22 protein-coding genes are annotated in these 26,745 nt (G+C 46.3%); 17 read left to right on the top strand and 5 right to left on the bottom strand.

All coding sequences use genetic code 11. From position 1 onward, the window contains the following. The first annotated feature begins 46 nt into the window (after positions 1–46). Both PQG66_RS12825 and PQG66_RS12820 read left to right on the top strand, forming a co-directional pair. On the top strand, positions 47–2,335 hold the full coding sequence (locus PQG66_RS12825; RefSeq protein WP_442955083.1) for a methyl-accepting chemotaxis protein: 2,289 nt from the start codon (positions 47–49) through the stop codon (positions 2,333–2,335). Between the two features lie 63 nt (positions 2,336–2,398). Continuing rightward, positions 2,399–4,279, top strand: a complete 1,881-nt coding sequence (locus PQG66_RS12820; protein WP_272038046.1) for a peptidoglycan D,D-transpeptidase FtsI family protein — start codon at positions 2,399–2,401, stop codon at positions 4,277–4,279. Positions 4,280–4,317: 38 nt separating this feature from the next. Here the strand turns inward: PQG66_RS12820 and PQG66_RS12815 are convergent, their stop codons facing one another. After that, a complete protein-coding gene (locus tag PQG66_RS12815; RefSeq protein WP_272038045.1) occupies positions 4,318–5,463 on the bottom strand; it encodes an AI-2E family transporter in 1,146 nt (381 codons plus the stop codon). 168 nt (positions 5,464–5,631) lie between these two features. Here PQG66_RS12815 and PQG66_RS12810 point away from each other — a divergent pair, with 168 nt between their 5' ends. Further along, complete coding sequence (locus PQG66_RS12810) at positions 5,632–7,038, top strand: polysaccharide deacetylase family protein (RefSeq protein ID WP_272038044.1); 1,407 nt, start codon at positions 5,632–5,634, stop codon at positions 7,036–7,038. Positions 7,039–7,147: 109 nt separating this feature from the next. On the opposite strand, the gene ilvD is transcribed toward PQG66_RS12810, so the two are convergent. From ilvD to PQG66_RS12795, 3 genes are all read right to left on the bottom strand, one after another. Beyond that, complete coding sequence (ilvD, locus tag PQG66_RS12805; RefSeq protein ID WP_272038043.1) at positions 7,148–8,833, bottom strand: dihydroxy-acid dehydratase; 1,686 nt, start codon at positions 8,831–8,833, stop codon at positions 7,148–7,150. 320 nt (positions 8,834–9,153) lie between these two features. Beyond that, positions 9,154–9,405, bottom strand: a complete 252-nt coding sequence (locus tag PQG66_RS12800; RefSeq protein WP_272038042.1) for a KGG domain-containing protein — start codon at positions 9,403–9,405, stop codon at positions 9,154–9,156. Between the two features lie 119 nt (positions 9,406–9,524). After that, on the bottom strand, positions 9,525–10,565 hold the full coding sequence (locus PQG66_RS12795; protein WP_272038041.1) for an acyltransferase family protein: 1,041 nt from the start codon (positions 10,563–10,565) through the stop codon (positions 9,525–9,527). A gap of 233 nt (positions 10,566–10,798) precedes the next feature. Between PQG66_RS12795 and PQG66_RS12790 the strand changes: the two genes are divergently transcribed. From PQG66_RS12790 to mgrA, 6 genes are all read left to right on the top strand, one after another. Continuing rightward, positions 10,799–11,764 carry a sugar kinase gene (locus tag PQG66_RS12790; protein WP_272038040.1) on the top strand — a complete coding sequence of 322 codons (966 nt, stop codon included), beginning with the start codon at positions 10,799–10,801 and terminating at the stop codon, positions 11,762–11,764. Between the two features lie 88 nt (positions 11,765–11,852). Further along, complete coding sequence (locus tag PQG66_RS12785) at positions 11,853–12,518, top strand: bifunctional 2-keto-4-hydroxyglutarate aldolase/2-keto-3-deoxy-6-phosphogluconate aldolase (protein WP_272038039.1); 666 nt, start codon at positions 11,853–11,855, stop codon at positions 12,516–12,518. A gap of 73 nt (positions 12,519–12,591) precedes the next feature. After that, positions 12,592–13,362 carry an alpha/beta fold hydrolase gene (locus PQG66_RS12780; RefSeq protein WP_272038038.1) on the top strand — a complete coding sequence of 257 codons (771 nt, stop codon included), beginning with the start codon at positions 12,592–12,594 and terminating at the stop codon, positions 13,360–13,362. A gap of 27 nt (positions 13,363–13,389) precedes the next feature. Further along, positions 13,390–14,154, top strand: coding sequence for an HAD family hydrolase (locus PQG66_RS12775; RefSeq protein WP_272038037.1), 765 nt, complete (start codon positions 13,390–13,392; stop codon positions 14,152–14,154). A gap of 55 nt (positions 14,155–14,209) precedes the next feature. Next, positions 14,210–14,950: an NAD-dependent protein deacylase gene (locus PQG66_RS12770; protein ID WP_272038036.1), complete on the top strand. Its 741-nt coding sequence runs from the start codon at positions 14,210–14,212 to the stop codon at positions 14,948–14,950. A 140-nt stretch (positions 14,951–15,090) separates the two neighbouring features. Continuing rightward, complete coding sequence (mgrA, locus tag PQG66_RS12765) at positions 15,091–16,107, top strand: L-glyceraldehyde 3-phosphate reductase (RefSeq protein ID WP_272038164.1); 1,017 nt, start codon at positions 15,091–15,093, stop codon at positions 16,105–16,107. A gap of 160 nt (positions 16,108–16,267) precedes the next feature. Here mgrA and PQG66_RS12760 read toward each other — a convergent pair whose 3' ends face one another. Continuing rightward, on the bottom strand, positions 16,268–17,251 hold the full coding sequence (locus tag PQG66_RS12760; protein ID WP_272038035.1) for an AraC family transcriptional regulator: 984 nt from the start codon (positions 17,249–17,251) through the stop codon (positions 16,268–16,270). A 166-nt stretch (positions 17,252–17,417) separates the two neighbouring features. Here PQG66_RS12760 and PQG66_RS12755 point away from each other — a divergent pair, with 166 nt between their 5' ends. From PQG66_RS12755 to glcT, 8 genes are all read left to right on the top strand, one after another. Continuing rightward, complete coding sequence (locus PQG66_RS12755) at positions 17,418–18,599, top strand: galactokinase (protein ID WP_272038033.1); 1,182 nt, start codon at positions 17,418–17,420, stop codon at positions 18,597–18,599. 1 nt (position 18,600) lies between these two features. Then, positions 18,601–19,590 carry a UDP-glucose 4-epimerase GalE gene (gene galE / locus PQG66_RS12750; protein WP_272038032.1) on the top strand — a complete coding sequence of 330 codons (990 nt, stop codon included), beginning with the start codon at positions 18,601–18,603 and terminating at the stop codon, positions 19,588–19,590. A gap of 14 nt (positions 19,591–19,604) precedes the next feature. Then, positions 19,605–21,203, top strand: coding sequence for a UDP-glucose--hexose-1-phosphate uridylyltransferase (locus PQG66_RS12745; protein WP_272038031.1), 1,599 nt, complete (start codon positions 19,605–19,607; stop codon positions 21,201–21,203). 156 nt (positions 21,204–21,359) lie between these two features. Continuing rightward, positions 21,360–21,980, top strand: coding sequence for an MSMEG_1061 family FMN-dependent PPOX-type flavoprotein (locus PQG66_RS12740; RefSeq protein ID WP_272038030.1), 621 nt, complete (start codon positions 21,360–21,362; stop codon positions 21,978–21,980). Positions 21,981–22,071: 91 nt separating this feature from the next. Next, positions 22,072–23,235, top strand: coding sequence for an iron-containing alcohol dehydrogenase (locus PQG66_RS12735; RefSeq protein ID WP_272038029.1), 1,164 nt, complete (start codon positions 22,072–22,074; stop codon positions 23,233–23,235). A 290-nt stretch (positions 23,236–23,525) separates the two neighbouring features. After that, positions 23,526–24,116, top strand: a complete 591-nt coding sequence (locus PQG66_RS12730; protein ID WP_272038028.1) for a protease — start codon at positions 23,526–23,528, stop codon at positions 24,114–24,116. 34 nt (positions 24,117–24,150) lie between these two features. Then, complete coding sequence (locus PQG66_RS12725; protein WP_272038027.1) at positions 24,151–25,689, top strand: flotillin family protein; 1,539 nt, start codon at positions 24,151–24,153, stop codon at positions 25,687–25,689. Positions 25,690–25,851: 162 nt separating this feature from the next. After that, complete coding sequence (glcT, locus tag PQG66_RS12720; RefSeq protein WP_272038026.1) at positions 25,852–26,703, top strand: glucose PTS transporter transcription antiterminator GlcT; 852 nt, start codon at positions 25,852–25,854, stop codon at positions 26,701–26,703. The last annotated feature ends 42 nt before the right edge of the window (positions 26,704–26,745 follow it).

Below are 26,745 nucleotides of genomic sequence, written 5' to 3'. Positions count from 1 at the left end.
AGGGGAGAGATTTAAAAAATCTAATAAGTAAATTACTGGTGGGTGAATGGGAATGGTTCAAAAGAAGGATAAAGACATTGGAGTAAGTAAAACACAACCTGAGCAAGAGAAGTCTAGTAAGACGCAGAAAGTGAAAAAAGAGAAAGCGTTTAAAACCAAAAAAGAAGGGGTTAACAACAAAACATTTAAATTTAGTTTCAGCAAAATAAAGCTGAATTGGAGCAAGATGGGCGGGGTAAAAGAACAGCTGAAAAATAGAGACTGGAAAGCGTTAGGGGGTAACACCTTCAGACAGATTAAAAAAGCAAATCCAGTCAAATCAGTAGGCGTTAAACTATTCTTGGTCTTTTTTACAGCCATCATGGTTGTAGTTATAAGCTTAGGTCTAATGTCCTACTCGAAGGCCAAAAATACGATTGAGGCCAACGCATCCAGAGCAAATCAGGAGACAATGGATCAGACAAAACAGAAGCTTGATATTATCTTGGAACGTTTTGTGGATACGTCCACACAGATTTTCTTTGATCCAGAGATGCAATCATTGCTTCAGAAAATGTCAGCTCCGAACCAGGCAGCCTATGATACTTACATCAATTCGAGTTCGATCAACAAACAGTTGTCTAATATAGCTTTTACAAATAAATCTATGGAAGCGATTTATTTGGTACCTACAGATGAATCCAAATCGGTGATGGGTACAGGAAGCAATACTTCTACGCTGGGAGGTATCCGTCAGGAAGATTGGTATAAACAACTGATCTCACAAGGGGGATATCGCTGGCTCCCGACAGACTTGAAGGAAGATGGTACGGCACCAACATTCAAAATTGCACGTTCCATGAAAAATCTGCAGGGTACTTCGCAATCTTATGTTCTGATTATTGAACTTAAGCTGGAAGTCCTGGAGGATCAGTTGAAATCATTGGATTTGGGAGAAGGATCGGCACTCCAATTGATTGCCCCGGATAACCGAGTGGTTGCTTCATCTATTCCGGATCGTACAGGTAAAGAGACCGAGCTTGCATTCGTGAAAGACTTAAAGGAAGCAGCAGGAAGTACAACTACCGAGTATGATGTGGATGGAAAATCAACTAACATGCTGGTGGTGTATAGTACACTAGAGTCATCGGGCTGGAAGCTGATTGGTATGATTCCGACTTCAATGCTGGTCAAGGATGCCGAAGGTATTTTGACGATGACCTTGTGGATGGCGCTTGCATTTGCAGCCCTTGCTGTGGTAATCGGTGTCTGGATGGTTCGTATGATTGCTCGTCCTCTAGGCAAATTGAAAGATCTTATGCAAGAAGGAGCGAAAGGGAATCTGAAAGTTCGCACGCCGTTCAGCTCCCAAGATGAGATTGGGCAGCTATCCGCTGCATTTAATACGATGATGGAGCAGATTACCAAGCTGGTTGAACAGACGAATCGCTCTGCACAGGAAGTATTGGATACAGCTACAGAACTGAGCAATGCCTCCAAGAAAACAGCGGTTTCTGCTTCTGAGATTGCTGTAGCTACAGAAGAGATTGCGGGTGGCGCAGGCAGTCTGGCAACAGAAGCAGAAAGAGGTAATGAACTGACGGATAATATTTCTCGTCAGATGGAAAGCGTTATTGCGGCTAATGAAGAGATGGGTGATTCTGCTCGTCATGTCGAGAAGTCCAGTCAGACCGGAACACAACATCTGAATCAGTTGATGACTAAAACCCAGAAGACAGAGGAAATGATCGGGGCATTGGTCAGCAAAGTTGATTCGTTGAAAGAAAGTACCTCTTCGGTCTTGAAAGTGCTCGATGTTATGCAAAATATAACGAAACAGACGAACATCTTGTCTCTGAATGCAACGATCGAAGCAGCACGTGCTGGTACAGCTGGGCGTGGTTTCATGGTTGTAGCTGATGAAGTACGTCAACTGGCTGCTCAGTCCAGACAGTCCATTGATATGGTAGGAGAGATCACAGACAAAATTATGGCTGAGATGAACGAAACGGTACAAGCTTTGTCTGATGCTTATCCGTTGTTCAAGGAGCAGATGGACGCTGTAAAAGACACGAATGTAATTTTTGCTTCTGTAGAGAAACAAATGGGTACATTTGTGGAACGTCTGGGTATGGTTACAGGTTCCATTGGCGAACTGAGCAAATCTCAGGCAACGTTATCCGAGGCCATGAGCAATGTAAGCGCTGTTGCTGAGGAATCCTCTGCAACTTCTGAGGAAGTCGCTTCTCTAAGTAGTGAGCAACAAAACATTAGCAATCAGCTTGTAAGTCTTTCTGGCAAACTAGAAAATGTATCAAGTGAGCTGAAAGAAACACTCTCGCGTTTTACAGTATAATATTTGCAAAAAAATCTGCCTGTTTCATTGAGGCAGATTTTTTTATTTTCCGGATAATGCCAGATGAATCAACGCATAATACATGAAAAGCGTAAGGGTGGGATACGTGTGCATATGCAGATGATGTGGAAACGTATAGCGTGGATTGTCGTAGGCCTGACTCTCATTTTTATTGTATTGATCATGAGACTTGTCTGGATTCAAGTGGTTCAGGTAAATCAGGTCATGCCGGGAATGCAACGAACTATGCGTGAAATGTCTGTATTGCAACGTGAACGTGGCGTAATTCTGGATTCTGGCCGGGGCCAGTTTACGGATATCCATGGGCTTCCTCTAACCGGGAAAATGGAATGGGGTATTGTGCTTTTCCCACAAGATCGTGTCTTGAAGAAACACGGGAAGGAAGATAATAAGAAGAAACACAAGGATGATGCTAACTTCAACAAGCTAGCTTCGATCCTCCATATTCCTGTGAACCAGCTAATAGAGGAACGGGAGAAGGAGAGAACCCCTCACTTCTGGACAGGCGGCGGGTCAGGACCTTCTCTTTTGAATGATGATCAGCTAGTACGCATACGTGATCTGCACTTGGAAGGCGCGGAGGTATATCCTCTTATGACGAGATATTCTCCAAGGGCGAGCGGCAGCCAGTGGCTTGGTTATCTGAGTGAACAACAGGAGCAGCCTGGAATGATCATTCGACATCAAGACGAAGTCAGACAGCCTTTCGCCATGAAATTCGGAGCGGCAGGACTGGAAAGAACCTTGGAGCCTTTATTGAGAGGAGTCGGCCCGACTATGGTAACACGAATGGTATCGGGAGATGGGCAGATCATCCCAGAGATCGGGCCGCGCGTGATTGCACCTGCCAATTCGCATTATCCTTTGAATGTAGAAACGACGATAGATGCACGGTTGCAGCAAGGGATCGAGGAATTAACGGAATCCTCAGCAATGGAGGAGGGGGCAGTCGTTGTGCTTGACACAGCTAATGCAGATGTTCGTGCCATGGTGTCGCGTCCCTTCTATCACCCGCAGCGTGTTGATCCACAGCAAACCTCTTGGGGGAATCGGGCTGTACAAGGGGCGGTACCGGGTTCTATTTTCAAAATAGTAACGGCAGCAGCAGCTCTTGAACACGGGGTCGTCTCTCGTAATGAGAAATTTCACTGTGAAGGAACATATGGAAAATACGGGCTTTCCTGCTGGAAAAATCATGGACATGGTGAGCTGAATCTCGAAGAAGGGTTCGCAGAATCATGTAATATCGTGTTCGCGGAAACGGCACGTCGGCTCCGATTAGAGCAGTTGGAGCAGACGACAGACCGACTTGGTCTGGCACGTTCTGTGGGCTGGCAGGCACAGCAGTTTGCGGGTATGCCCGTATTGAAGCATTTTGACCATGAAGAACCCGGACGTATCCGAACGAAAGCGGTGAACACTAATGACGAAGGCGCCAAGATTCAAACAGCCATTGGACAGCGCGATGTTCGGGTCACACCGTTGCAAGCAGCGAACTTGATCGTGACTCTGTTGCACGAAGGGAGAGTGATCGCTCCACGGCTCGTGCAACGGATACGATATGCCGATGGAGACACGATGCTGGAGATGCCTTTGCACAACTCACCATCTTCACTCGGACAGATATCCCCATCTACAGCACATCAGCTATTACACTGGATGACTACAGTTGTGCGGGAGGGAACAGGAAAATCCCTGCAACAGGCAACTTGGCATGTCGCAGGGAAATCCGGTACCGCTCAGGTGCTGCAAAAAGGGAAACCCAAAAATCACCAATGGTTTATTGGATATGGACCTGTAGAGGCACCAAGATATGCTGTTGCCGTATTGGTACAGAATGTCTCCCCCGATCGTGATCATCAGGCAACGGATCTATTTCGAAAAGTTATGGACTATTTGGCAGCTTCGCCTCATTCTTTATAAAGAGGAAGATATGAGAAGATATGCTCAAATGTCGTCTATTACCCATCGCTTCGTTTGGACGGATCAGAAACAGGAGGATCCATCACCAATGGTGAGGAATCGAATTCATCGTTGGGCAGGTGAATCCATTTTTGCAGATAACCTTGTTGCAACAGTTCCTTTAATAAGATCAGAAGTACGGGAGAAAGAATGACACCTGCAAGCCCGAAAATCGACAGTGAAATCAACATGAACGAAAGCATCAAATATGCAGAAGAAACACCGATGGAGTTTCCAGAAATTTTAGGTTCAAGCAGTTGGCGAGTTAACATGGTCACAGCCATAACAACAATCAAACCAATGGCTAGAGTACTGTCACCCACGATAAACAAATACGTAATCCACGGTATGAATATAACCGGAACACCAAGCAGCGGAACCAGATCAAAAATAGCACAGATCGCTGCGATCGTAAAAGCATTAGAGGTTCCGAGAATCAACAAACCTGCATATATCAATACAAAAGTAATCAACATCATAATGAGTTGAGCTTTCATATAGGAACGAATAGTTTTAAATACATGTCTACGCATAAAGTCGTTTGCTGTTTTCAGTGTTTTAGGTGTTTTCGCACGAGCGAATTTGCGCCAGGACTCAATCTCGATACTGAGGAAAAATGCGAGAATGATCGCAATACCGAAGTTTGTAATAAACGTGGAGAATGAGCTGAGAAAACCAATGATAAACTGTGCTCCGCTAGTTACCCACTGAGACAGGATTCCGGATAGTGTAGTAAAGTATTCATTTACTTTATCCAGTATTCCGTCAGGAAGTGCATTAGACTTGTCCTGTACTAGCACAACGAGATTGGTGAATTCGCGTTGAATCATCTCTACGTACATCGGGAAATTGAGCTGCAGATCGGATACTTGCGAGATGATAAAAAAACCTACACCGAAGAAACCAGCCACAATAAGCCCTAAGAACAACAATACAGATATGGCGGTTCCGAGTGTCTTGGGCAGTCCTTTTCGATGCAAAAATTTGGCTAACGGTTCAATCATCCAGAAGACAATGAAAGAAAGAAAAACGGGCGCAGCGATATGATACAGTTTACTAAAAGCAAACATGATCACGTACACGGTTAACACAAGCAGAGCGATATCAAAAACAGTACGCCCGTATTTTTTATAAAGCGGCAGCATGGACATAGACTCCTTTACAGGCAAAAATTAGATTGTCTTTATTGTACATGATCGTGGTGTTTTGGGGAAACCGCTATTCATAAAAGAAACTACTATGATAAAAGTAAGACGTTACATGTTAGATCATACCATTGGCCTAATATGGGAGGAGAAGTGGAGAATAACATCATGACAGCGATGCTTCAGAGTATTTTACTGTGGTTATTGTACCTGTCCTCGTTTTATGCTTTTATTCCAAGTCTGGTCAGCAGAATGTTCGGTTTTCGGGTGTTCAGAAGGGGACGAAGTGCTACCCAATATGCTTTGACATTTGATGATGGGCCAGATCCTCGGTATACTCCCAGGTTACTCGATCTGTTAGATCAACATGAGGTCCAGGCTACATTTTTTGTTGTTGGAGAACATGCTGCCAGTCACCCGGATTTAATCAGACGAATGTATGAAGAAGGACACCTGATCGGTATTCATAATTATATTCATAAAACGAATTGGTTGATGCGTCCTCGAACAGTGCGGGAACAGATCGAACGAACAGGTCAGATTATTCAAGAAATTACGGGGGAGAAGACTTGTTATTATCGTCCGCCATGGGGCATTATGAATCTGTTTGACTTTTTCAGCAAAAAAGAACGCAAGATCATCCTCTGGTCCTCTATGTTTCAGGATTGGAAATGCAGTGTAAGTGAAGAGCAACTGACAGAGCGTATGCTGAAAAAGCTAAAGGGAGGAGAGGTCTTGCTGCTGCATGACCGGGGAACAACCCTTGGAGCAGATGCAGAGGCGCCAGAGCAGATGCTTGTAGCTCTGGAGAATTTCTTGCTCGAAGCGAAGAACCGCGGATTGAGAAGTGTACGTGTCGATACATTAATGAACAGTAGCGCTATAAATGAATTACTAAATATAAGTCAAGCGCAAGTGAGAGAGCCAATCAAGCTGAAGTTGTGGAAACATGCTGTGGTTGCTGTGTGGTTAGGTTGGGAGAAGCTGTTTCACTGGATATATCATCTGCGGCCAGTTTCATCGAAAGATTCGATGCTTCATTTTCGTTCACGTGTTTATCACGGGGCATGTATCGAGATGCAAGATGGTTATGTGATGCAAAACGGAGATCCAATTATAGAATTGCATTTTGACAATCAAAAGCTGTTTGAACTTGGTGTAACATCACGCTCAACGATGCATTTGGCTATTCGCATGATTCGTACGATGGAACAGCAGCTCCCCGATTTAGCACAGCTAGTTGCCTCAGAACCTGAATTGCGCTCGGCAAAAGCAATCTATGGAGTGAGCATGATTAACCGTGGCCCTGAAAAATTTGGATTTACCGTACAGGAACTGGCTCCAGGTCCGTTCCGTATAGCCTCCAGGTTATATTTGAAACTGCTGCTAAGTGTAATTCATCCGGCAGGTAAAGAACGTCTGAAGCAGCGTACAGATCAGTTGGTACCCAAAATGATTGTGATGCCTGTAGAAGAGCTGTTGGAACGTTACGGACAGCAAAATTGCAAGTTGGTGCTAGGTGCAAAAGAACAGATGCAAAAAGAGTCTCTTGTCATTAACAATGAAAATGTATAGCTTGCCTAGACTTTTCAATTTATAAAAAAGGGATGTGCTCTGCCTTATGGCAATGCACATCCTTTTCTTTTATATATGCATACTTGCATATGTTATGGTTTCGTTTGAACTAAATTTTCAGTACGCCACCATTGCTTGCATTGGTTACAAGCTTGGAGTAGCGAGCCAGATAGCCTGTTTTGACTTTTGGTTCAAACTCTTTCCAGTTCGCACGACGTGCTTCGAATTCCTCATCGCTGATATGCAGCTGGATGATGCGGTTATTCAGATCGAGCTCAATGATATCTCCTTCTTCAACAAAAGCGATTGGTCCACCTTCTGCTGCTTCCGGAGAGATATGGCCGATACTGATTCCGCGGGATGCCCCCGAGAAGCGTCCATCTGTGATCAGGCCGACTTTGGCTCCAAGTCCCATACCAACGATCTGGGAAGTTGGGGCGAGCATCTCAGGCATACCTGGTCCGCCTTTTGGTCCTTCATAACGGATAACGACTACATGTCCTTCTTTAACTTTGCCATTTGCGATGCCTTCAAGTGCTTGTTCTTGAGAATCAAAGCAGATGGCAGGACCTTTATGGTATCCACCAACCGAAGCATCGACCGCACCAACTTTGATGATCGCGCCTTGTGGTGCAAGGTTACCAAACAATACAGCCAGTCCGCCTTTTTCAGAGTGCGGGTTGTCGAGCTTATGGATTACGTTTGTATCCTTAATCTCTTGGCCTTCCACGTTCTCACGGATAGTTTTTCCTGTTACCGTAATGCAGTCCGCGTGGATTGCGCCTGGTTTCTTGAGCAATTCATTCAGAACCGCACTTACGCCACCTGCATTGTGAACATCTTCGATGTGCAGGTCAGAAGCAGGTGCCAGTTTCGCCAGATGCGGAACACGGTTAGCTACTTCATTTATCCGTTCGATCGGATAATCAATACCTGCTTCGTGTGCCAGTGCCAGTGTGTGTAATACAGTATTTGTGGAACCACCCATCGCCATATCGAGTGCGAAGGCATTGTCGATTGCTTCAACGGTCACGATATCACGTGGTTTCAGATCCATTTTGATCAATTCCATGAGTTGTTTAGCTGATTGTTTAACAAACTCACGGCGTTCTGGAGCAACCGCAAGAATCGTTCCGTTACCCGGCATCGCCAGTCCCATAGCTTCAGCGAGGCAGTTCATGGAGTTAGCGGTAAACATACCGGAACAGGAGCCACAAGTTGGGCAGCCGAACTGTTCCAGTTCGAGCAGACTCTTGTCGTCGATTTTACCAGCCTGGAATGCACCTACGCCTTCAAATACGGAAGTGAGAGAGAGAGCTTTACCGTTGCTGTCACGGCCTGCTTTCATCGGTCCACCACTTACGAATACGGTAGGGATGTTGCAACGAAGTGCCCCCATCATCATACCAGGTGTGATTTTGTCACAGTTCGGGATACAGACCATGCCGTCGAACCAGTGTGCAGATACAACCGTTTCAACGGAATCCGCAATAATGTCACGACTTGGCAAAGAATAACGCATACCAATGTGTCCCATAGCAATACCGTCATCAACTCCGATGGTGTTGAATTCAAACGGAACGCCGCCGGCTTCACGAATAGCATCTTTAACAATTTTACCAAATTCCTGCAAGTGAACGTGGCCAGGTACGATATCGATGTATGAGTTACACACGGCAATGAACGGCTTGCCGAAATCCTCTTCTTTTACGCCTGCTGCGCGGAGCAAACTCCGGTGTGGTGCGCGGTCAAACCCTTTTTTGATCATATCGGAACGCATCTTCTTGGCTGACATGGTGTATTCCCCCCAAATATATAATATTGAGCAACATGAATGGAAAAATAAATGGCAGTGCATCTGTCGTTTAATTTCATCCGTACTCTAAAAAAATAAGACCGGTAATCCGGTTTCGAGGTTCCCGTAGTTTGTGAAATTCTCTGTTGCTTTAAACCCGTGAACACCCTGTTTTTCTATAGAGTCTATCACAACCATCATCATATTTCTACAATCAATAGACAATAGAAAAGAAGCCTTCTTCCATTTTCATGGAATTGGGCTTCTAAATTCAGTGGAAAGTATTGTGCACCTGAAAAATATATTTCTGTGGACTTAAGTTAACTGCTACCGCCTTTGCGTCCAATTTCACGATAAAATTCCTTGGAGTGGTTCTCAGAAGTAGCTTCACCACCCTTACGTCCAATCTCTCTATAAAAATGTGCATCATGGGCATCTGAAGTCGCATCTCCGCCCTTTTTACCAATCATCTGGTAGAAGCTTCGGTCATGATTCCTCGATGTAGCTTTACCGCCTAATCGCCCGGCCTCTTCTCTACTCATCTTGCGTTCTGAAGTTTGCCCTCGTGCCATTACAAATCACTCCTTACCACGATAAGTTGTTTTTTGTAGTGCGTATCCTGAATTACCACATTTTTTCCAGTCTGAAACAGTATTAAGGAGTGGTTGTACTAGATCAGGAAGTCAGAACGTTATGCAGAACGCTTGAAAACACCATGTCGATGAATAGAAATTCGTGAAATATCTGGTTCAATTACCCCTCTAAAAGTCTGACGTACAAGGGGGTGAGCCAGCGTAATGGAGAACAATACAGCGACGATGAGAATAATAGGGATGAACAGCGCACTTCCCATGTAACTGTAGACTCCTGACCAAATAGCTAACCGCATAAGGAAGCCATGTAAAAGGAAAACATATAAAGTACGACGCCCTAAATCCGTCAATTTGCAAGACAGGTTTGGAACCCAGGCAAGGAAAAGAGTTGCAGAGACGATCTCCAGCAAGTACACACCAAGTCGGTATATTCCTGCATACCACTCTGTATGACCCAGTTCAGCATATGTCATGCTCCCAAACAACCATCCTTGCGGAATGTTTAATCCACCGTACCCAATATATAGAAGCAGGGCAGCAGAGAGGATGGCAGCCGCTCTGCGTCCCCAACCTGGAAGCAGACGAGCACGAATGGATGCACCGTAATCATATCCAATGACAAAGAACGGCAGAAACACGAAAGTACGGCTGAAGCTAAGCCAGAAACCATCTACAGGTAAATATCCGGCAATAACACCGAGTGCTATGGAAGCGATCAAGCGATATATGGGTTTCCAGGTGATGGTGACCCGTACCAGTAAACGCCAGCAGAAGTGACTAGCCAGAAACCAGAGTAACAGGTATGGTGCGAAGAAGGACAACCTCATATGAGGTGTGTGGAACACCGTCGCATCCATTAATGCATATAACGTTTGGAAAATAATATATTGTAACGCAATCTGTTTCAGCACGTTGCGTCCCGAGACACCTTGAATGGAAGGTCTGGCGAAATATCCTGTAACCCAAACAAAGAGTGGCATGTGAAATGTGTAGATCCACAAAAACAACGTTTCCGCTCCAGTAAAGCGGGTGATCAGGGGCTCCAGTGCATTCCCTGCCAGTACGCAAACAATTAATATAAAGCGAAGATTATAAAAGAACGATTCCTGTTTATCTTGAATCAGTATGTGATCTCTCATGATGCAGCCCCCTCAAAAACTTCGTTATAAAGTATTGTCTATATTCCTTGTTACATCTGTAATAAGGTTAATATGAATTCGTATCTTTAATTGTGATTTTATTCACAATAGTAAGCGTTATCTTTTCTCAAAGATGTGACAACAAAAAGAATGCTTCGGGATTGACAACGGTTCCATAGAGGATGAAAATGGTAGAAGAAGATGAGGTAGTCAATATTAAGGAGGAAGGCAACATGTCAACGAGTCCCTTTCAAAGCCCAGATGTTATTACATTTGGGGAAAGTATGGGGTTGCTGACGGCCAGAGATACAAGAGGGCTTGAATATGCAGCTACACTGGACAAAACGTTTGGAGGAGCTGAGAGCAACCTGGCCATTGGTGTAGCGCGGCTTGGACATACCAGTGGCTGGTTTGGTCGTCTGGGTAACGATCCAATCGGAAATATGATTCTGAAATCCATTCGCGGCGAAGGCGTGGATGTATCCCGAGTCAAATTAAGTGATCATGAGCCTACTGGTCTGATGATTCGTGAGAACGCTTCCGGGAAGGCCTCGGTACATTATTATAGGAAGTTATCTGCGGCAAGTGCAATGACGCCAGATGATCTCGACCCGGATTATATTGCTGGAGCCAAAATTTTACACGTCACAGGGATTACCGCAGCCATCAGTGAGTCGGGGCTTTCTACGGTTGAAGCAGCCATACATATAGCAAAACAGGCAGGGGTGAAAGTGAGCTTTGATCCGAATCTGCGCCTCAAGCTGTGGTCAGCAGAGAAGGCTCGCCCTGTGTTGCTGCGTTTGGCCGAGCAGGCTGACTACTTTTTGCCAGGCCTGGATGAGATGAAACTATTATACAACGAAGACAGTGATCAAAAGGTGCTTGAACGCTTGGCTGCAATGGAAGCAGTGTGCATTGTTAAAGGCGGACCTGATTTGACCTATGTACTTGCGGATGGTACCCTAACGGAAGTTCCGTACTTTAAAGCAAATCAGGTTCTGGATACCGTAGGGGCAGGAGACGGATTCTGTGCGGGTTTTTTAGCCGGTCTGTTGAAGGGGTACACGCCAGTTGAAGCAACTCGGCTTGGTAATCTGAACGGCTCAATGGTGATCCAGGCTGTTGGAGATTGGGAGGCACTTCCGACATGGGCACAGGTTGAGGCTAAACTGAATAACGTTGCTCACGTCGAGCGCTAAATTTCGTTAAAATCAGGATGACTCATCTTCGTTCTTTAAATGTAAAGTTTGTATATACAACCACCACATTGATAAGGGAGAGAATGAAATGAAGAAGCTTCAACTGTTGCAAAAAATGACGGACAATGGTGTGGTGGCAGTTCTGCGCGCAGATTCAGCTGACCAGGTTATTGCTATGGCCGAACAGGCCATCGCGGGCGGTATCAAAGTGATCGAGATTACAATGACCGTTCCGAATGCGCTCAAAGCGATTGAAAAACTAAGCCGTGTATATCATTGGAATACGCAAGATCCCGAGAAATTCGCTATCATTGGAGCAGGAACCGTACTTGAAGCACAGACGGCAAGAGCAGCAATCATGTCTGGTGCTGAGTTTGTGGTAGGGCCCTCTCTTAACCCTGAAACCGTTCAGATGTGTAACTTGTACCGCGTACCGATCCTGCCGGGTGTCATGACCATTGCGGATGTGCAGCGTGCACTGGAGCTTGGTGTTGATATTGTCAAGTTGTTCCCAGGCAATCTGTATGATCCTTCCATTATCAAAACGATGAAGGGCCCTATGCCACAGGCGAATTTTATGCCAACAGGTGGAGTATCATTGTCCAATCTAGGGGAATGGATCAAGGGTGGAGCGGTAGCTGTGGGGATCGGCTCGGATCTGACATCAGAAGCTGTGAAGACGGGAGATTTGAGTCACGTCCGCCGCAAAGCGGAACAATATATGGAAGCTTATCGCAAAGCCAAGGCTGAATAATGTTTTAGCGTAGAGCGGGAGCTTGCACCAGTAGGCTCTCGCTCTATGAGCTTGCGGAAGTAGAGAAAGGTGAATGATGTTGAGAAATCGTTATAATACGGGGCGCAAAAAGAAGGGCATCGGCAAGTTTCTGCTCGTACTTTTGGCGCTCATTGTCATTGGTTGTGGATACGTGGCATGGAAACTGCTTACGCCTTACGGGCCTCAGGAGGCAGCTCAGGCTGCGATGGAGACATCCGAGGGGGTTACAGTCAGTGAGCAGGAGAACTGGATTGATTTTAAACCGGCTAAACCTGCTGGAAAAAGTGTGCTATTCTATCCTGGCGGTTTAGTGAAACCGGAAAGTTATGCTCCCCTTGCTCATGAGCTTGCAGCAGCTGGTCATCATACGATTATTGCCAAGATGCCAGTGAATCTGGCTGTCATCAAACCCAACCTGGCCGATGATATTTTTGCTGCATATCCAGATGAGGAGTTTGTGATGGGAGGACATTCCCTTGGCGGTTCGATGGCTGCACGTTATGCAGTGGCACATCCTGACGCACTTCAAGGCATTTTCTTCCTGGCCTCTTATCCGGATGAAAAAGGGAGTGTGAAGGATCTGGGTATTCCAGCCCTATCTATTCTTGGAACCAATGATGGAGTTGTAAATATGACCAAGTATCAGGAAGGGCGCATGTATTTGCCACCAGATACGGTGTATTACACAATTGAGGGAGGAAACCACGCTCAGTTTGGTGACTATGGTCATCAGAAGGGAGACAGTGAGCCGACGACAAGTGGGGAAGATCAGTTGAACCAGACGGTCAAAACGCTGTTATCCTGGTTGGATACCATGAGGTAATCTGAATCTCAGCGGAGGTGAGCGTGATTGGCTATGCTACAGGTGCAGGGAAAGAAGATTCCTTGTAAGGCGATTCTGTTTGACAAAGATGGAACCCTGCTCGATTTTCTTCAATTGTGGGGGCCTTGGGCGGAAAGTATGCTTGTGCAAATGGAAGCGTGGATGCAAGAACGTGGAAGCTCATTTACTGTAGAACTGGAAAAGGTACTTGGCACCAGTCATGATGCAGAAGGTCATATTGATGGATATGATGTGCAGGGTCCCCTCGCAATTGCGACTGTAGATGAATGTAACGGCTGGCTGGCCGGACAGCTCTATGCGGCTGGAACACCGTGGAACGAAGCCATTACGACGATTCGGCATTTTTCAAGCATGGCAATGAAATCGGTGAGAGAATACAAATCTGCTGAGGCGATGCCGGGATTACTGGCTCTGCTGCAACGTTGCAAGGAAGCAGGCATTGCTCTTGCAGTGGTGACCTCGGACAGTACGTCGGCAGCTGAAACCCATTTGGACTGGATGGGCATCCGTTCCTTTTTCACTTCCATCGTAGGCTGTGACCGGGTAACTCGCGGCAAACCTGATGGTGAATCTTTCCTCCTGGCTTGCCGGGAATTATCGGTTGAGCCCCATGAGACGGTAATTATTGGAGACAGCAACGGTGATATGCAAATGGGGCGCCATGCAGGAGCAGCACATACGCTGGGATACTGTCCGCTGCTAGAACAGGAAGCATATCTGCATGAGGCGGACACAGTCATTCGTCACTACGATGAGATAAATATTTTATGAAAGAGGCTACTCTGTGTTCGTGTGGGTTAAGTGTTGAAACTAAGGAGGAGAGAGGATGAACGCAACAGAGCAACTGGCTGCCTGGATTCAGGAGAGCTCACGCATTGTTTTTTTCGGAGGAGCCGGAACTTCAACGGAAAGCGGGATTCCCGATTTTCGCTCGGCTGCTGGACTTTATCAGACGGAGCAGCACTCCCCTTATCCTCCCGAAGAACTGTTAAGCCGTCATTTTTTTGATCAGCATGCTGATATTTTTTATGACTTTTACCGGGGGAAAATGCTTCATCCAGATGCGGAGCCGAATGGCTGCCATCATTTACTTGCCAAGCTGGAACGCCTGGGAAAACTTCACGCTGTTATTACTCAAAATATAGATGGTCTTCATCAAAAGGCAGGTAGCAGTCATGTGCTGGAGCTTCATGGTTCGGTTCATCGCAACGCTTGCATGGACTGCAAACAATTCTATTCGCTGCAGGACATCATACAATCCAAAGACGTTGTGCCCCGTTGCACCTCATGTGGCGGTGTCATTAAACCGGATGTAGTCCTGTATGAAGAAGAACTGAATCAGGCCACACTTTATCAGGCCATTGATGCCCTGTCATCAGCCGATTTATTGCTAGTAGGAGGGACATCGTTAACGGTGTATCCGGCAGCTCAGTTAATTACGTATTTTCAAGGAAAGTATACCGCTCTGCTCAACGCGACACCAACCGCTTATGATCACCGGGCTGACTTGTTGATTACAGAGCCTATTGGCGAGGTAATGAAGAGTGTGGACCAACTTCTTGCCTGATGCAAGGAAGTGACCCGGCTTAGGGATTCATTCAGAGCATGAATCAGCTCTTTGGTAAACGAATTGAACGGAATAATAGCATCCCTCTTCGCTAAGGATGGATACGGGATGCTCTAACCTGTGGAAAGAAGGGATTCATGATGGTCTACGTAGCTGCTGAAACTCGCTATGAAACGATGAAATATAATCGTGTGGGACGTTCGGGCCTGAAACTGCCCGCGATTTCACTTGGGCTGTGGCATAATTTTGGCGGAATTAACAGTGTAGAGAACGGTCGCAACATGATTACTCGTGCGTTTGATCTTGGAATTACGCACTTTGATCTGGCGAATAACTACGGACCACCTGCCGGTTCAGCTGAGCAGTTGTTTGGGCAGGTACTGTCTGAGGATCTGAAACCTTACCGCGATGAACTGATCATATCCACCAAAGCAGGATATTATATGTGGCCTGGGCCATACGGGGAGTGGGGCTCTCGCAAATACTTGATCTCCAGTCTGAATCAGAGTCTGACACGCATGGGGCTGGACTATGTAGATATATTTTACTCCCACCGTTATGATCCGGATACACCGCTGGAAGAAACGATGATGGCACTGGATCATATCGTTCGTTCAGGCAAGGCACTGTATGTTGGAATCTCCAACTATCCAGCAGAGCAAACCAAACAGGCGGCTGAGATTTTGAAAAGTCTCGGTACACCGCTGCTGATTCATCAGCCAAGATATTCGATGTTGGATCGCTGGATTGAAGATGGCCTTCAGGATGTGCTGGATGAGTACGGGGCTGGTAGTATTGCGTTCTGCCCATTGGAGCAGGGCGTACTGACGAACAAATATTTGAATGGGATTCCTGAGGATTCCCGCGCTAAGGGCCCGTCTGTATTTTTGAATGAAAATAATATTTCACCAGAAACACTTCGCAAGGTACGTGCTCTGAATCAGATTGCGGCCGCCCGTGGTCAAAGTCTGGCGCAGTTTGCACTGGCATGGGTGCTGCGAAATGGAAGAGTTACTTCAGCGCTAATCGGCGCGAGTCGCCCTTCTCAGATTGAAGAGAATGTAGCCGCGCTGAGCCAACTGGAATTTTCCTCTGATGAGCTGGAGCGAATTGAGTCCATTTTGCGTCCCGAGCCAGCGAACAAAAAACAGGATTAGAACCTATTTCTCTTTACCAAGGAAAAGGGCATAAACAAACAAAATACTCCTTGAAGTGCATCTTAGCCATAATGGCAAAGGTGCACTTTTTGCTATAAACATGAAGCTCCCTATTTATGGTTCTGTTTGTCTTTCTCCTCAATGAGTCAACCTTGACATTTTATTTGGCAGGTTGATCTGCCTTGCCTTTTGGGTGTAATGGACCTGCAAGCAATTTCTCACGATAGAGACTGGGCGCTTCTCCGTGGAAGCGTTTGAACTGTCTAGAGAAATATAAGGCATCGGGCATACCTACGGAGGCAGATACCTGTTCGATGGACAAATCAGGGCGTTCCCGCAGCAGTTGCCGTGATTTATCGATCCGTAATTTCAACAAATAAGTAACGGGGGTGAGGCCTGTTTCTTGCTTGAAAATACGCGATAGATAGGCCCTGTTGTATCCCAGACTTTCAGACATCTGCTCAATAGAGACAGGATAAGCGTACTGTGTTGACATATATTGAATCATTTGTTTAACAGTACGTCGGATGGATGACTTTCCGGATGTTAATGTCTCTCCTTCGGACAGGTGATTCTGAGCTTCTGCCAGAATCATATACAAGGTGCCGAGAGAATTAAAATGAGCGCTCTCTTTGCGTTCGGCAAAGGCACTTTGCATGACAGCCAACCAGTTCGATATTTCACAAGATGTGCCGGCATGAAAAACAGATTTCTCTGGTCGAAATCCAGCTTCCTCTACAAGTTGTGCAGCCTGCTTGCCTGTGAAAGCAATCCACCGATATTGCCACGGGTTGCGTTCATGAGACTTGTAGCTGACTAGCTGTCCCGGAAGAATGAGGAAACAGTCGCCTGCATGAAGATCGTAGGTGTGTAGCTCCGTGCGGAATGTGCCGGCCCCCTTTTCTACATAATGTAAGAGGTAATAATCATACAGCTTCGGCCCAAGTGCATGTCCAGGAAGCGTCTGGCTTGCACCTGCAAACAAGACGTGCAACGCCCCTTGACTATAATAGACAGGATTGGAGGCGACTGAGTAACTCAGTGCACCGCTTTTGCTGGTAGGTGATTCCTGTGATAATCGGGGACCGGGCGTATGCGAGGTATTACGTGAACCTTCTGGTGGGTTTACTCTGGCTTCCTTCATATAAGTTCATTCCTTCCAGAATTTTGGGCATTCTTATTTACAACCATTATACAATTAAAGGTCACATTTATCCATATGAATCACACATGGTTTCATTTCAAGCGAGCTGGCTTCCTTGTATAATAACATTAAGAAAACCACAACAACGAGGCGAGGTGCATCAGCTTTGAAAGTAACTGAATTGCGACAAAAGTTTATTGATAAGTACGGAGAAAGTGGGGCGGACATCCGTGTATTCCATGCCCCTGGGCGTGTGAATCTGATTGGTGAACATATCGACTATAACGGTGGTTACGTGCTTCCGGCTGCCCTTGAGTTTGGCACAACCTTGCTTATTCGTGAACGTAAGGATACTCAATTGAAGCTAGCTTCAACTAATATGGATTATGAAGGGTCACTGGACACGGCTTCCATTGGTCAGGAGAAAACGGGAGAGTGGACAGACTATCCGGTAGGCGTCATGGTCGAACTGGAACACAAAGGGGTCAAAGTCTCGAGAGGGTATGATTTCCTCTATCATGGCGAAATTCCGAATGGCGCGGGTCTATCCTCCTCTGCATCTCTAGAGGTCCTTACCGGTTATGCCATTCAAGCCATGGAAGGGCTATCCGAGATTGATACCGTGGAGCTTGCGCTTTTGTCCCAGAAAGCAGAAAATGAGTTTGTTGGTGTAAACTGTGGCATCATGGATCAATTTGCTGTAGCGAACGGGGCTAAGGATCATGCGATTCTTCTGATGTGTGATACGCTAGAGTATGAGAAGGTTCCCTTCCGCACAGGTGCGTACAAATTGATTATCGGTAACACGAATAAACGCCGTGGATTGGTCGATTCAGCTTACAATGAGCGGCGCTCCCAATGCGAGCAGGCACTTGCCATTCTGAAGGAACAGCTGCCTGCACTGAATTACTTGGCACAATTGAAGCCGGAGCAGTTTAACACGTTGCAGGATCAGATCAAGGACGAGAAAGTCAGACAGCGTGCTGAGCACGTTGTGGAAGAAAATGCTAGGGTGCTGGCTTCTGTAGAAGCACTGCGCAACAATGATCTGGATGCGTTTGGTCAGTTGATGAATGCTTCACATGACTCCCTGCGTGATCTGTATGAAGTTAGCTGCACTGAACTGGATGTTATGGTAGAGGAAGCACGTCGTATTCCAGGCACTTTAGGTGCGCGTATGACGGGCGCAGGTTTCGGTGGATGTACAGTGTCTCTGGTACACAAGAATGATGTTGAACGTTTTGTGAGTGAAGTAGGCGCCGCATATGAAGCGCGTACAGGTCTCAAAGGTGATTTTTATGTATGTGGTGTAGGCGAAGGTGTTAACGAACTCAAGGAGGCGAAGTAAAATGGCAATTTTGGTGACAGGTGGAGCAGGATATATTGGTTCTCATACCGTGGCGGCGTTGCTTGAACGTGGCGAAGAAGTGGTTGTACTGGATAACTTGCAGACAGGACATCGTGAGGCACTTCTTGGCGGTAAGTTGTATGAAGGTGATTTGCGTGATAAAGAAATTTTGACGAAACTGTTCGCGGAAAATTCAATCGATGCCGTTATTCACTTTGCTGCCAATTCACTGGTCGGCGAGAGCATGAAAGAGCCAGCTAAATACTACGACAACAACGTATTTGGTACACTTTGCCTTCTGGAAGCGATGAATGCGGCCAATGTACGTCGTATCGTCTTCTCTTCTACAGCAGCAACCTACGGTGAGCCTGAGAAGGTTCCGATCGAAGAGAGCGACCGTACTGAACCTACGAATGTGTATGGTGAAACGAAATTGATGATGGAACGCATGATGTCTTGGTTTGACAAGGTACAGGATATCAAATACGTATCCCTGCGTTATTTCAATGCAGCCGGTGCACACGAAAGCGGAAAAATCGGTGAAGATCACCAGCCAGAAAGTCACCTGATTCCACTTGTATTGCAGACAGCGCTGAAGCAGCGCCCGCATATCGCAGTATTTGGGGATGACTATGCAACCGAGGATGGCACATGTGTCCGTGACTATATCCACGTTAGTGATCTGGCTGATGCGCATCTGCGTGCAGTAGATTACCTGCGCAAAGGGGAAAATAGCAACGTGTTTAACCTGGGTAACGGAACTGGATTCTCGGTAAAACAAGTGATTGAAACTGCGAAAAAAGTAACAGGTCTGGATATCCCGGTTGTTCAGGAACCACGTCGTGCGGGTGACCCGGCAGTATTGGTGGCATCGTCTGCCAAAGCTAGATCCGTTCTGGGCTGGAGCCCGAAATGGACGAATCTCGAAGATGTCATTCAAAGTGCATGGAACTGGCATCAATCACGTCCAGAAGGCTACGGAAAAAACTAGGAGGCGAACATCTTATGTCACAGACTCAACCTGGAGCAGAGGCCACAGAGCGTACACCCGAGCAGCAGGAAGCACTGCATGCCATTGAGCGTCTGGTCGCATTTGCCTTCCAGAAAAAACTGATTGAGGAAGCGGACTACGATTACAGCCGCAACCTGCTGATGGAACAGTTCGGGTTCTCGGAGCCATATGCTGGTGAACTGGATACAACTATACCTGATAGTCCACAGACGATGCTGGATACGTTGATCGATTATGGTTATACAATTGGACTGATTCCTGAAAATAGCGATACCTTCCGTGACTTGCTCGATGCGAAAATTATGGGTCATCTGATGGCGCGTCCATCAGAAGTTGTGCGTGCTTTCCGCCATACGGAACAGACGCAAGGAATTGAGGCGGCAACATCACAATTCTATGACTTGTCCATTAACTCGAACTATATTCGAATGGATCGTGTATCCAAGAACGTTTATTGGACACAGGATACCGCTTATGGTGAGATGGAGATTACAATCAATCTGTCGAAGCCGGAGAAAAGTCCGAAGGAAATCGCTATGGCGAAGTTACTTCCACCTCCGGTATATCCGAAATGTCAGTTGTGTCGTGAAAATGTAGGTTACGCTGGTCGGGTGAATCACCCGGCGCGCCAAAATCTACGAGTTATTCCGTTGCAGCTTAATAACGAACCGTGGATGTTCCAATACTCCCCGTACGTGTACTACAACGAGCACTGTATTATTTTCCATCATGATCATGTGCCAATGAAACTGACGAAGGATACACTTCGTAGACTGCTTGCCTTTGTTCAGGAGTATCCGCACTATTTCATCGGTTCGAATGCTGATCTGCCGATCGTGGGCGGTTCGATTCTGACTCATGACCATTTCCAGGGCGGACGGCATACGTTCGCTATTCAAAATGCCAAGCCTGAAGCGGTTTTCCGTCACGCTGACGCACCAGGGGTAACCCTTAGCCTTGTGAAATGGCCGATGTCCGTGATGCGTCTACATTCACATGATCCTGCCGAGCTTTTGGAAGCAGGTAACGCGGTCTATGAAGCGTGGAAGGTATATAGTGATTCGGCAGTGGAGATCGAAGCATTCAGCGAAGTGGATGGGGAGAAGGTACCTCACAATACGGTAACTCCAATTGTTCGCCGTAGTGCAGATGGTGGCTTTGAGATGGATCTCGTTTTGCGTAACAACCGTACAAATGATGAGCATCCAGAAGGCATTTTCCACCCACACCGCGAAATGCACCATTTGAAAAAAGAAAACATCGGCTTGATTGAAGTCATGGGACTGGCTATTTTGCCAGGACGTCTGAAGCAAGAGCTGGATGGCATTGCTGACATTCTGGCTGGAAATAAACAGCTTGCCGAAGCTGCACAGGCAGCAGATCATGAGCTGAATAAACATTTGCAGTGGACAGAAGAGCTCAAGCAGAGTCATGGCTCAAGCTTGACGAAGGAAGAAGCCGTTGCACTTGTGCAGCAGCAGGTAGGTTTGAAATTTTCTGAGATTCTGGAACACGCAGGTGTGTACAAACATGATGAAGCAGGGCGTCAGGCATTCCGCCGCTTCGTAAGCAGCCTGGGCTATACGGAGTAGGAAGACTATTTAGCATCCGTTCAATTGCGAACGGGTGCTTTTTGGCATGGAATGAGGGATAATCATGTACGACATAATGTGATTCATTCCTTTAAACATTTGCTTGTTAAGGATTATGTATAATAGAGTGAAAGGATTCAAACAGATCAGGATTAGATGACAAATACATATGGAAATGGGGACGAGTCATTGGAAAAGCAGCCGCTGGACCTTCCATTTATCTCGGATGCACAGGAACTCAAAAATATGGTCGGAGAATCGAGCGAACGTGTGCGTAACAAAGTGATTTCGTATGTTGATCCGCATGTCCAGAATTTTATCACGAAGTCGCCCTTATTTTTCTTGTCCACTTCGGATCAGGATGGAAAATGTGATGTATCACCGCGTGGGGATGAACCCGGCTTTGTTCGTGTATTTGACCCTCATCGATTGGTTTACCCAGAACGCCCGGGTAATCGGCGGATCGATTCGTTATTGAACATCTTGTCAGATTCGGGTGTGGGCATGCTGTTTGTGATTCCTGGTTTGAATGAAGTATTGCGTATCAATGGAACAGCTCGGATCACAAAGGATGAAGAATTCATCGCAAGCATGAACTGGAGTGGTAAAACGATTGGAGCAGCCGTCATTGTTGAAGTCGAGGAATGCTTCATTCATTGTCCAAGAGCATTTAATCAGGCAGGGCTATGGGACGCTACAACGTGGTCAAAAACTGAAGAGTTGCCATCCGCGAGTGAGCTTCTTCAGGCACATCTTCAGATTAATGGATTGAACTAAAGTGAGTGGCTATCGATTTGTTTTTCTATAAAAGGGGTACTATAATTGAGGTTGCACTAAAATTTAACTCCAATGGAGGCGAATATATATCATGAGATCTTTTCAATTTTATAACCCTACCCGTCTGATTTTCGGTAAAGGCCAGGTTGAAGCGCTGAAAACGGAAGTGCCGAAATACGGCAAACGGGTTCTGCTTGTATATGGTGGTGGAAGCATTAAACGTAACGGATTGTACGATCAAGTGCTCGGTTTGCTCAAGGAAATCGGAGCGGAAGTGACGGAGCTCGCAGGTGTAGAACCTAATCCTCGTCTATCCACTGTGCACAAAGGAGTAGACCTCTGCAAAACAAATGATATTGAGCTGATTCTGGCAGTTGGAGGCGGCAGTGTGCTTGACTGTGCCAAAGCGATTGCTGTTGGGGCTAAATACGACGGAGATATGTGGGATTTTGCTCAGCGCAAAGCGGTTGCACAAGATGCTCTTCCACTTGGTACAGTGCTAACTATGGCAGCAACCGGTTCAGAAATGAACTCTGGCTCCGTCATCACCAACCAAGAAACGCAAGAGAAGCTAGGCTGGGGCAGCGCATATTCATTCCCTGCATTCTCCATTCTTGATCCTGTAAATACATACACGGTACCGAAGGATCAAACGGTATACGGGATGGTGGACATGATGTCTCACGTACTGGAGCATTACTTTCACCTGGATCCGAACACACCTGTTCAACTCGGCTTCTGTGAGACCATTCTGCGTACAGTGATGGAAGCAGCACCTCGTTTGGTAGAAGATCTGGAGAACTACGAGCTTCGTGAAACGATTTTGTATTGTGGAACGATGGCGCTGAATGGTGTATTGAATATGGGGCTGGCAGGAGACTGGGCAACTCATAATATTGAGCATGCGGTATCCGCAGTTTATGATATTCCCCATGGTGGCGGACTTGCCATTCTGTTCCCACACTGGATGAGACATAACATTGATGTGAAGGTAGATCGCTTCAAACGTCTTGCCATTAATGTGTTTGACGTGAATCCTGAAGGCAAATCGGATAGACAGATTGCCGAAGAAGGAATTGATGCACTCAGCAAGTTCTGGACATCTATCGGCGCACCAAACCGTCTGGCTGACTATGATATTGATGACAGTCAGATTGAAGTTATGGCGGATAAAGCGATGCTGTTCGGACCATTCGGTAACTTCAAAAAGCTGCAGCGTGAAGATGTAGTGTCTATCTACAAAGCTTCTCTCTAACGAATATTAGAATCGGAGCTGTACAATTTTACTATAAATTATTAACAATAACGCAAGTCTCCTGGCGAGGCTTGCGTTATTTGCGATGCTTATGAATCGTGAATTCTTGTTTTGGATTCGTATGCAAGAGCAAGATCGAGCATTATTGAACAATGTCATGAAAATACCCATTAGCGGTTTCTCAATACAACTTAGGAAAGATTTTGAAACATTTTGCCTAGAAGTACGTATTTATTTACATGTAGAATGCACAGTTGGGAGAAATTGCAGCGGAGAGAGGAGGAAAAGGGATGGAGGCCATTTATTGGGGATGTCTCATCGGAGGCGCCATTTTCGCCGTTGTAAGCCTGGTGCTGGGTGACTTGATTGACGGGTTGCTGGATGGTGCTTTTGAAATGCCTGGTGTTGATTTTTTCAAGCCTGTTGTACTGGCTGGATCCATCACTGCTTTTGGTGGAGCAGGCGTACTATTAACGCGGTATAATTCTCTTAGTGTGACGACGAATCTGATCTTATCCCTGTTAATCGGTATTGCTGCAGCCATGTTGGTATTCTTCGCATATATCAAGCCGATGCGTAACAGTGACGTTTCGATTGGTTTTTCCATGAAAGAACTATCTGGGAAAATTGGGGAGATTACGATTCCGGTACCAGCCAAAGGATTTGGTGAAGTGATGATTCGTTTTGCATCTGGTAACACGATACAGACGGCATCCAGCTTTGAACAGCTTCCTATTGCGGCGGGAGCACGAGTGGTTGTTATCGATGTAGTGGATGGCGTACTTCGCGTATCCGAGTGGGATGAAGACGTACTTAAGGAAGGAAGTCTAAGGTCAGTGCCTACCCTGAGAATGCGAGGGACTGACGGTCAAAAGCAATGATTGATTACTTACGAAGACAAGGGGAGAGATGTGAATGACTTTGAATTGGGATGTGTTGTTAATTCCTGTCGTAGTTGTTGGTGTTATTTTGATTCTTGGTTTGGCTTTCTGGGCGAGATATAAGACGGTTGGACCGGATGAAGCGATGATCGTTACAGGTTCATTCCTGGGCAGCAAAAATATTTCAGAAGATGAATCCGGACGTAAAATTAAAATTGTACGTGGTGGCGGTGCATTTATTTTACCTGTGTTCCAGCAGTCCGAGTTTATTTCGTTACTGTCACACAAGCTGGACGTCTCTACACCGGAAGTATACACAGAGCAGGGTGTTCCGGTTATTGCTGACGGCGTGGCCATCATCAAGGTTGGAAGTGCTGTGGAAGACGTCGCAACGGCGGCAGAGCAATTTATCGGTAAACCGGTAGATTCCTTGAGAGGTGAGGCACAGGAAGTACTGGAGGGGCATTTGCGGGCCATTCTCGGTACAATGACGGTGGAAGAGGTATACAGAAACAGAGATCGTTTTGCACAGGAAGTTCAGGGCGTGGCCGCAAGGGATCTGAAAAAGATGGGTCTACAGATCGTCTCCTTTACAATTAAGGATGTCCGTGACAAACAAGGGTATCTGGATGCGCTTGGTAAGCCGAGAATCGCAGCCGTGAAACGGGATGCCGAGATTGCTGAAGCAGAAGCAATGCGGGATGCACGGATTCAAAAAGCAAACGCCGAAGAGCAGGGACAGAAGGCGGAGCTGCTTCGTGATACCAACATTGCTGAGGCAGCCAAGGAGAAAGAATTGAAAGTTGCGGCATTTAAACGCGATCAGGATACAGCGAAAGCGGAAGCCGACCAAGCATATCATATTCAAGAAGCGCGTGCGAGACAAACGGTTGTTGAAGAGCAGATGAAAGTTGAACTCGTACGTAAAGAGCGCGAGATTGACTTGCAAGAGAAAGAAATCACCGTGCGTGAGAAACAATATGATGCCGAAGTGAAGAAAAAAGCGGAAGCCGACCGTTATGCTGTTGAGCAAGCTGCGGAAGCGGACAAAGCCAAAAAAATGCGCGAAGCCGACGCAGTACAATACTCCATTGAAACACAAGCAAAGGCTACCGCGGAACAAAAACGGCTTGAAGGTCAAGCCGTGGCCGATGCAGAGCGCGCGAAAGGTACAGCTGATGCAGAGGTTATTCGTCTCCGTGGTCTTGCTGAAGCAGAGGCCAAAGAAAAACTGGCAGAAGCGTTCCAGAAGTTTGGTGAAGCTGCGGTACTCGACATCATCGTCAAAATGCTTCCTGAGCTGGCTGGTAAAATCGCTGAACCAATCTCCTCCATTGATAAGTTAACTGTCGTAGATACAGGTAAAGGCGAAGGGGCTGCGCGTGTAAGTAATTACGTAACGGAACTGATGTCCACCGCACCTGAAATGTTAAAAAGTGTGTCAGGGATCGACGTAGAACAGTTGATCAAAGGGTTGACTAAAACGAAGACAGCAGCACCAGTAGCTGTACAATCGAGCGAGCCTGTGAAGGCAGCTGCGTCGATTGCGGAGAGAAGCGACATTACAGAGTAAAGAATAGCTGTAAGATTACACAGTGGTCTATTGACCTTAGGGCGAAATTTTGTTACTTTTTAAGCAGACGTCCGGCGCGCATTGCCCGCTCCGGATGTTTTTTTGTTTGCAGTAAGATGTGTGCAGCACATCCAAGATGGTGTGAAAAAAAGAGGTGCAAAAATGAGCAGCCTGCATGTAGACAAAGCCCTAAATAATAACGTAATCATTGCACAGCATCCTGAGCACGGCGAAGTTGTTGTCATTGGTAAGGGGATCGGTTTTAACCGGAAGCCGAATGATGATATTCCACTGGCGGCTGTGGAGAAGATGTTTATTTTGAAAAACCAGCAGGAACAGGAGCAATACAAGCAACTTCTTCCACAGGTGGATGAGGCTTTAATCGAGATTATCAACGAAGTCATTACGTACATCTCCGAGCGTACGGACGTACCGCTTAATGAACATATTCATATTGCTCTAACGGATCATATCTCTTTTGCACTCAAACGCAAAGAGCAGGGCATTGTCATTCAAAATCCTTTTTTATATGAAACACGGGAGATTTACCCTGCTGAGTATCGGATGGGGGAATACGCTGTTCGTTTAATAAAAGAAAGGATGGGCGTCGATCTCGGCCAGGATGAGATTGGATTTGTTGCTCTGCATATATATAGTGCGGTAACGAATCAGAATATATCCCAGGTGCGTGAGCATTCGCAGTTAATTGCGGATTTGGTGAGCTTAGTTGCAGAGCGATTGAATTATTCTTTTGAGACACAGTCACTAGACTATTCTCGTCTTTTAACCCATCTTCGCTTTGCTCTGGAACGCATACGCCGTGGAGATAAAGTGGAGGAACTTCACAAGCTCGACTCCCTGCTTAAATTGGAGTATCCTGAAATGTACTCGCTTGCATGGAAGCTGACCAAAGTGATGGAAAAACGGTTAAAACTGCCTGTTTATCCGGCAGAAGTTGGCTATTTAACCATACATCTGCAGCGGCTGAATCAGAGGAAAGAAGAAGAACAATAGGGAGATCTGCTCTGGAGTAACATTTAAAAGATCTTTTTTTCT

Source organism: Paenibacillus sp. JJ-100 (assembly GCF_948329825.1).
GTDB lineage: Bacteria > Bacillota > Bacilli > Paenibacillales > Paenibacillaceae > Paenibacillus.
Note: the sequence above shows the minus strand (reverse complement) of the source record. Positions and strands in the feature narration are given on the sequence as shown.

Bases quoted from the DNA above. Each gene is read 5' to 3' on its own strand.
- PQG66_RS12760 (WP_272038035.1), bottom strand. From the start codon at position 17,251: ATGAAGGAAGCCAGAGTAAACCCACCAGAAGGTTCACGTAATACCTCG.
- PQG66_RS12790 (WP_272038040.1), top strand. From the start codon at position 10,799: ATGTCAACGAGTCCCTTTCAAAGCCCAGATGTTATTACATTTGGGGAA.
- PQG66_RS12740 (WP_272038030.1), top strand. From the start codon at position 21,360: ATGACAAATACATATGGAAATGGGGACGAGTCATTGGAAAAGCAGCCG.
- PQG66_RS12725 (WP_272038027.1), top strand. From the start codon at position 24,151: ATGACTTTGAATTGGGATGTGTTGTTAATTCCTGTCGTAGTTGTTGGT.
- PQG66_RS12820 (WP_272038046.1), top strand. From the start codon at position 2,399: ATGAATCAACGCATAATACATGAAAAGCGTAAGGGTGGGATACGTGTG.
- glcT (WP_272038026.1), top strand. From the start codon at position 25,852: ATGAGCAGCCTGCATGTAGACAAAGCCCTAAATAATAACGTAATCATT.
- PQG66_RS12730 (WP_272038028.1), top strand. From the start codon at position 23,526: ATGGAGGCCATTTATTGGGGATGTCTCATCGGAGGCGCCATTTTCGCC.
- PQG66_RS12780 (WP_272038038.1), top strand. From the start codon at position 12,592: ATGATGTTGAGAAATCGTTATAATACGGGGCGCAAAAAGAAGGGCATC.
- PQG66_RS12735 (WP_272038029.1), top strand. From the start codon at position 22,072: ATGAGATCTTTTCAATTTTATAACCCTACCCGTCTGATTTTCGGTAAA.
- PQG66_RS12800 (WP_272038042.1), bottom strand. From the start codon at position 9,405: ATGGCACGAGGGCAAACTTCAGAACGCAAGATGAGTAGAGAAGAGGCC.
- PQG66_RS12745 (WP_272038031.1), top strand. From the start codon at position 19,605: ATGTCACAGACTCAACCTGGAGCAGAGGCCACAGAGCGTACACCCGAG.
- PQG66_RS12770 (WP_272038036.1), top strand. From the start codon at position 14,210: ATGAACGCAACAGAGCAACTGGCTGCCTGGATTCAGGAGAGCTCACGC.
- PQG66_RS12815 (WP_272038045.1), bottom strand. From the start codon at position 5,463: ATGCTGCCGCTTTATAAAAAATACGGGCGTACTGTTTTTGATATCGCT.
- PQG66_RS12825 (WP_442955083.1), top strand. From the start codon at position 47: ATGGGAATGGTTCAAAAGAAGGATAAAGACATTGGAGTAAGTAAAACA.
- ilvD (WP_272038043.1), bottom strand. From the start codon at position 8,833: ATGTCAGCCAAGAAGATGCGTTCCGATATGATCAAAAAAGGGTTTGAC.
- PQG66_RS12810 (WP_272038044.1), top strand. From the start codon at position 5,632: ATGACAGCGATGCTTCAGAGTATTTTACTGTGGTTATTGTACCTGTCC.
- mgrA (WP_272038164.1), top strand. From the start codon at position 15,091: ATGGTCTACGTAGCTGCTGAAACTCGCTATGAAACGATGAAATATAAT.
- PQG66_RS12785 (WP_272038039.1), top strand. From the start codon at position 11,853: ATGAAGAAGCTTCAACTGTTGCAAAAAATGACGGACAATGGTGTGGTG.
- galE (WP_272038032.1), top strand. From the start codon at position 18,601: ATGGCAATTTTGGTGACAGGTGGAGCAGGATATATTGGTTCTCATACC.
- PQG66_RS12795 (WP_272038041.1), bottom strand. From the start codon at position 10,565: ATGAGAGATCACATACTGATTCAAGATAAACAGGAATCGTTCTTTTAT.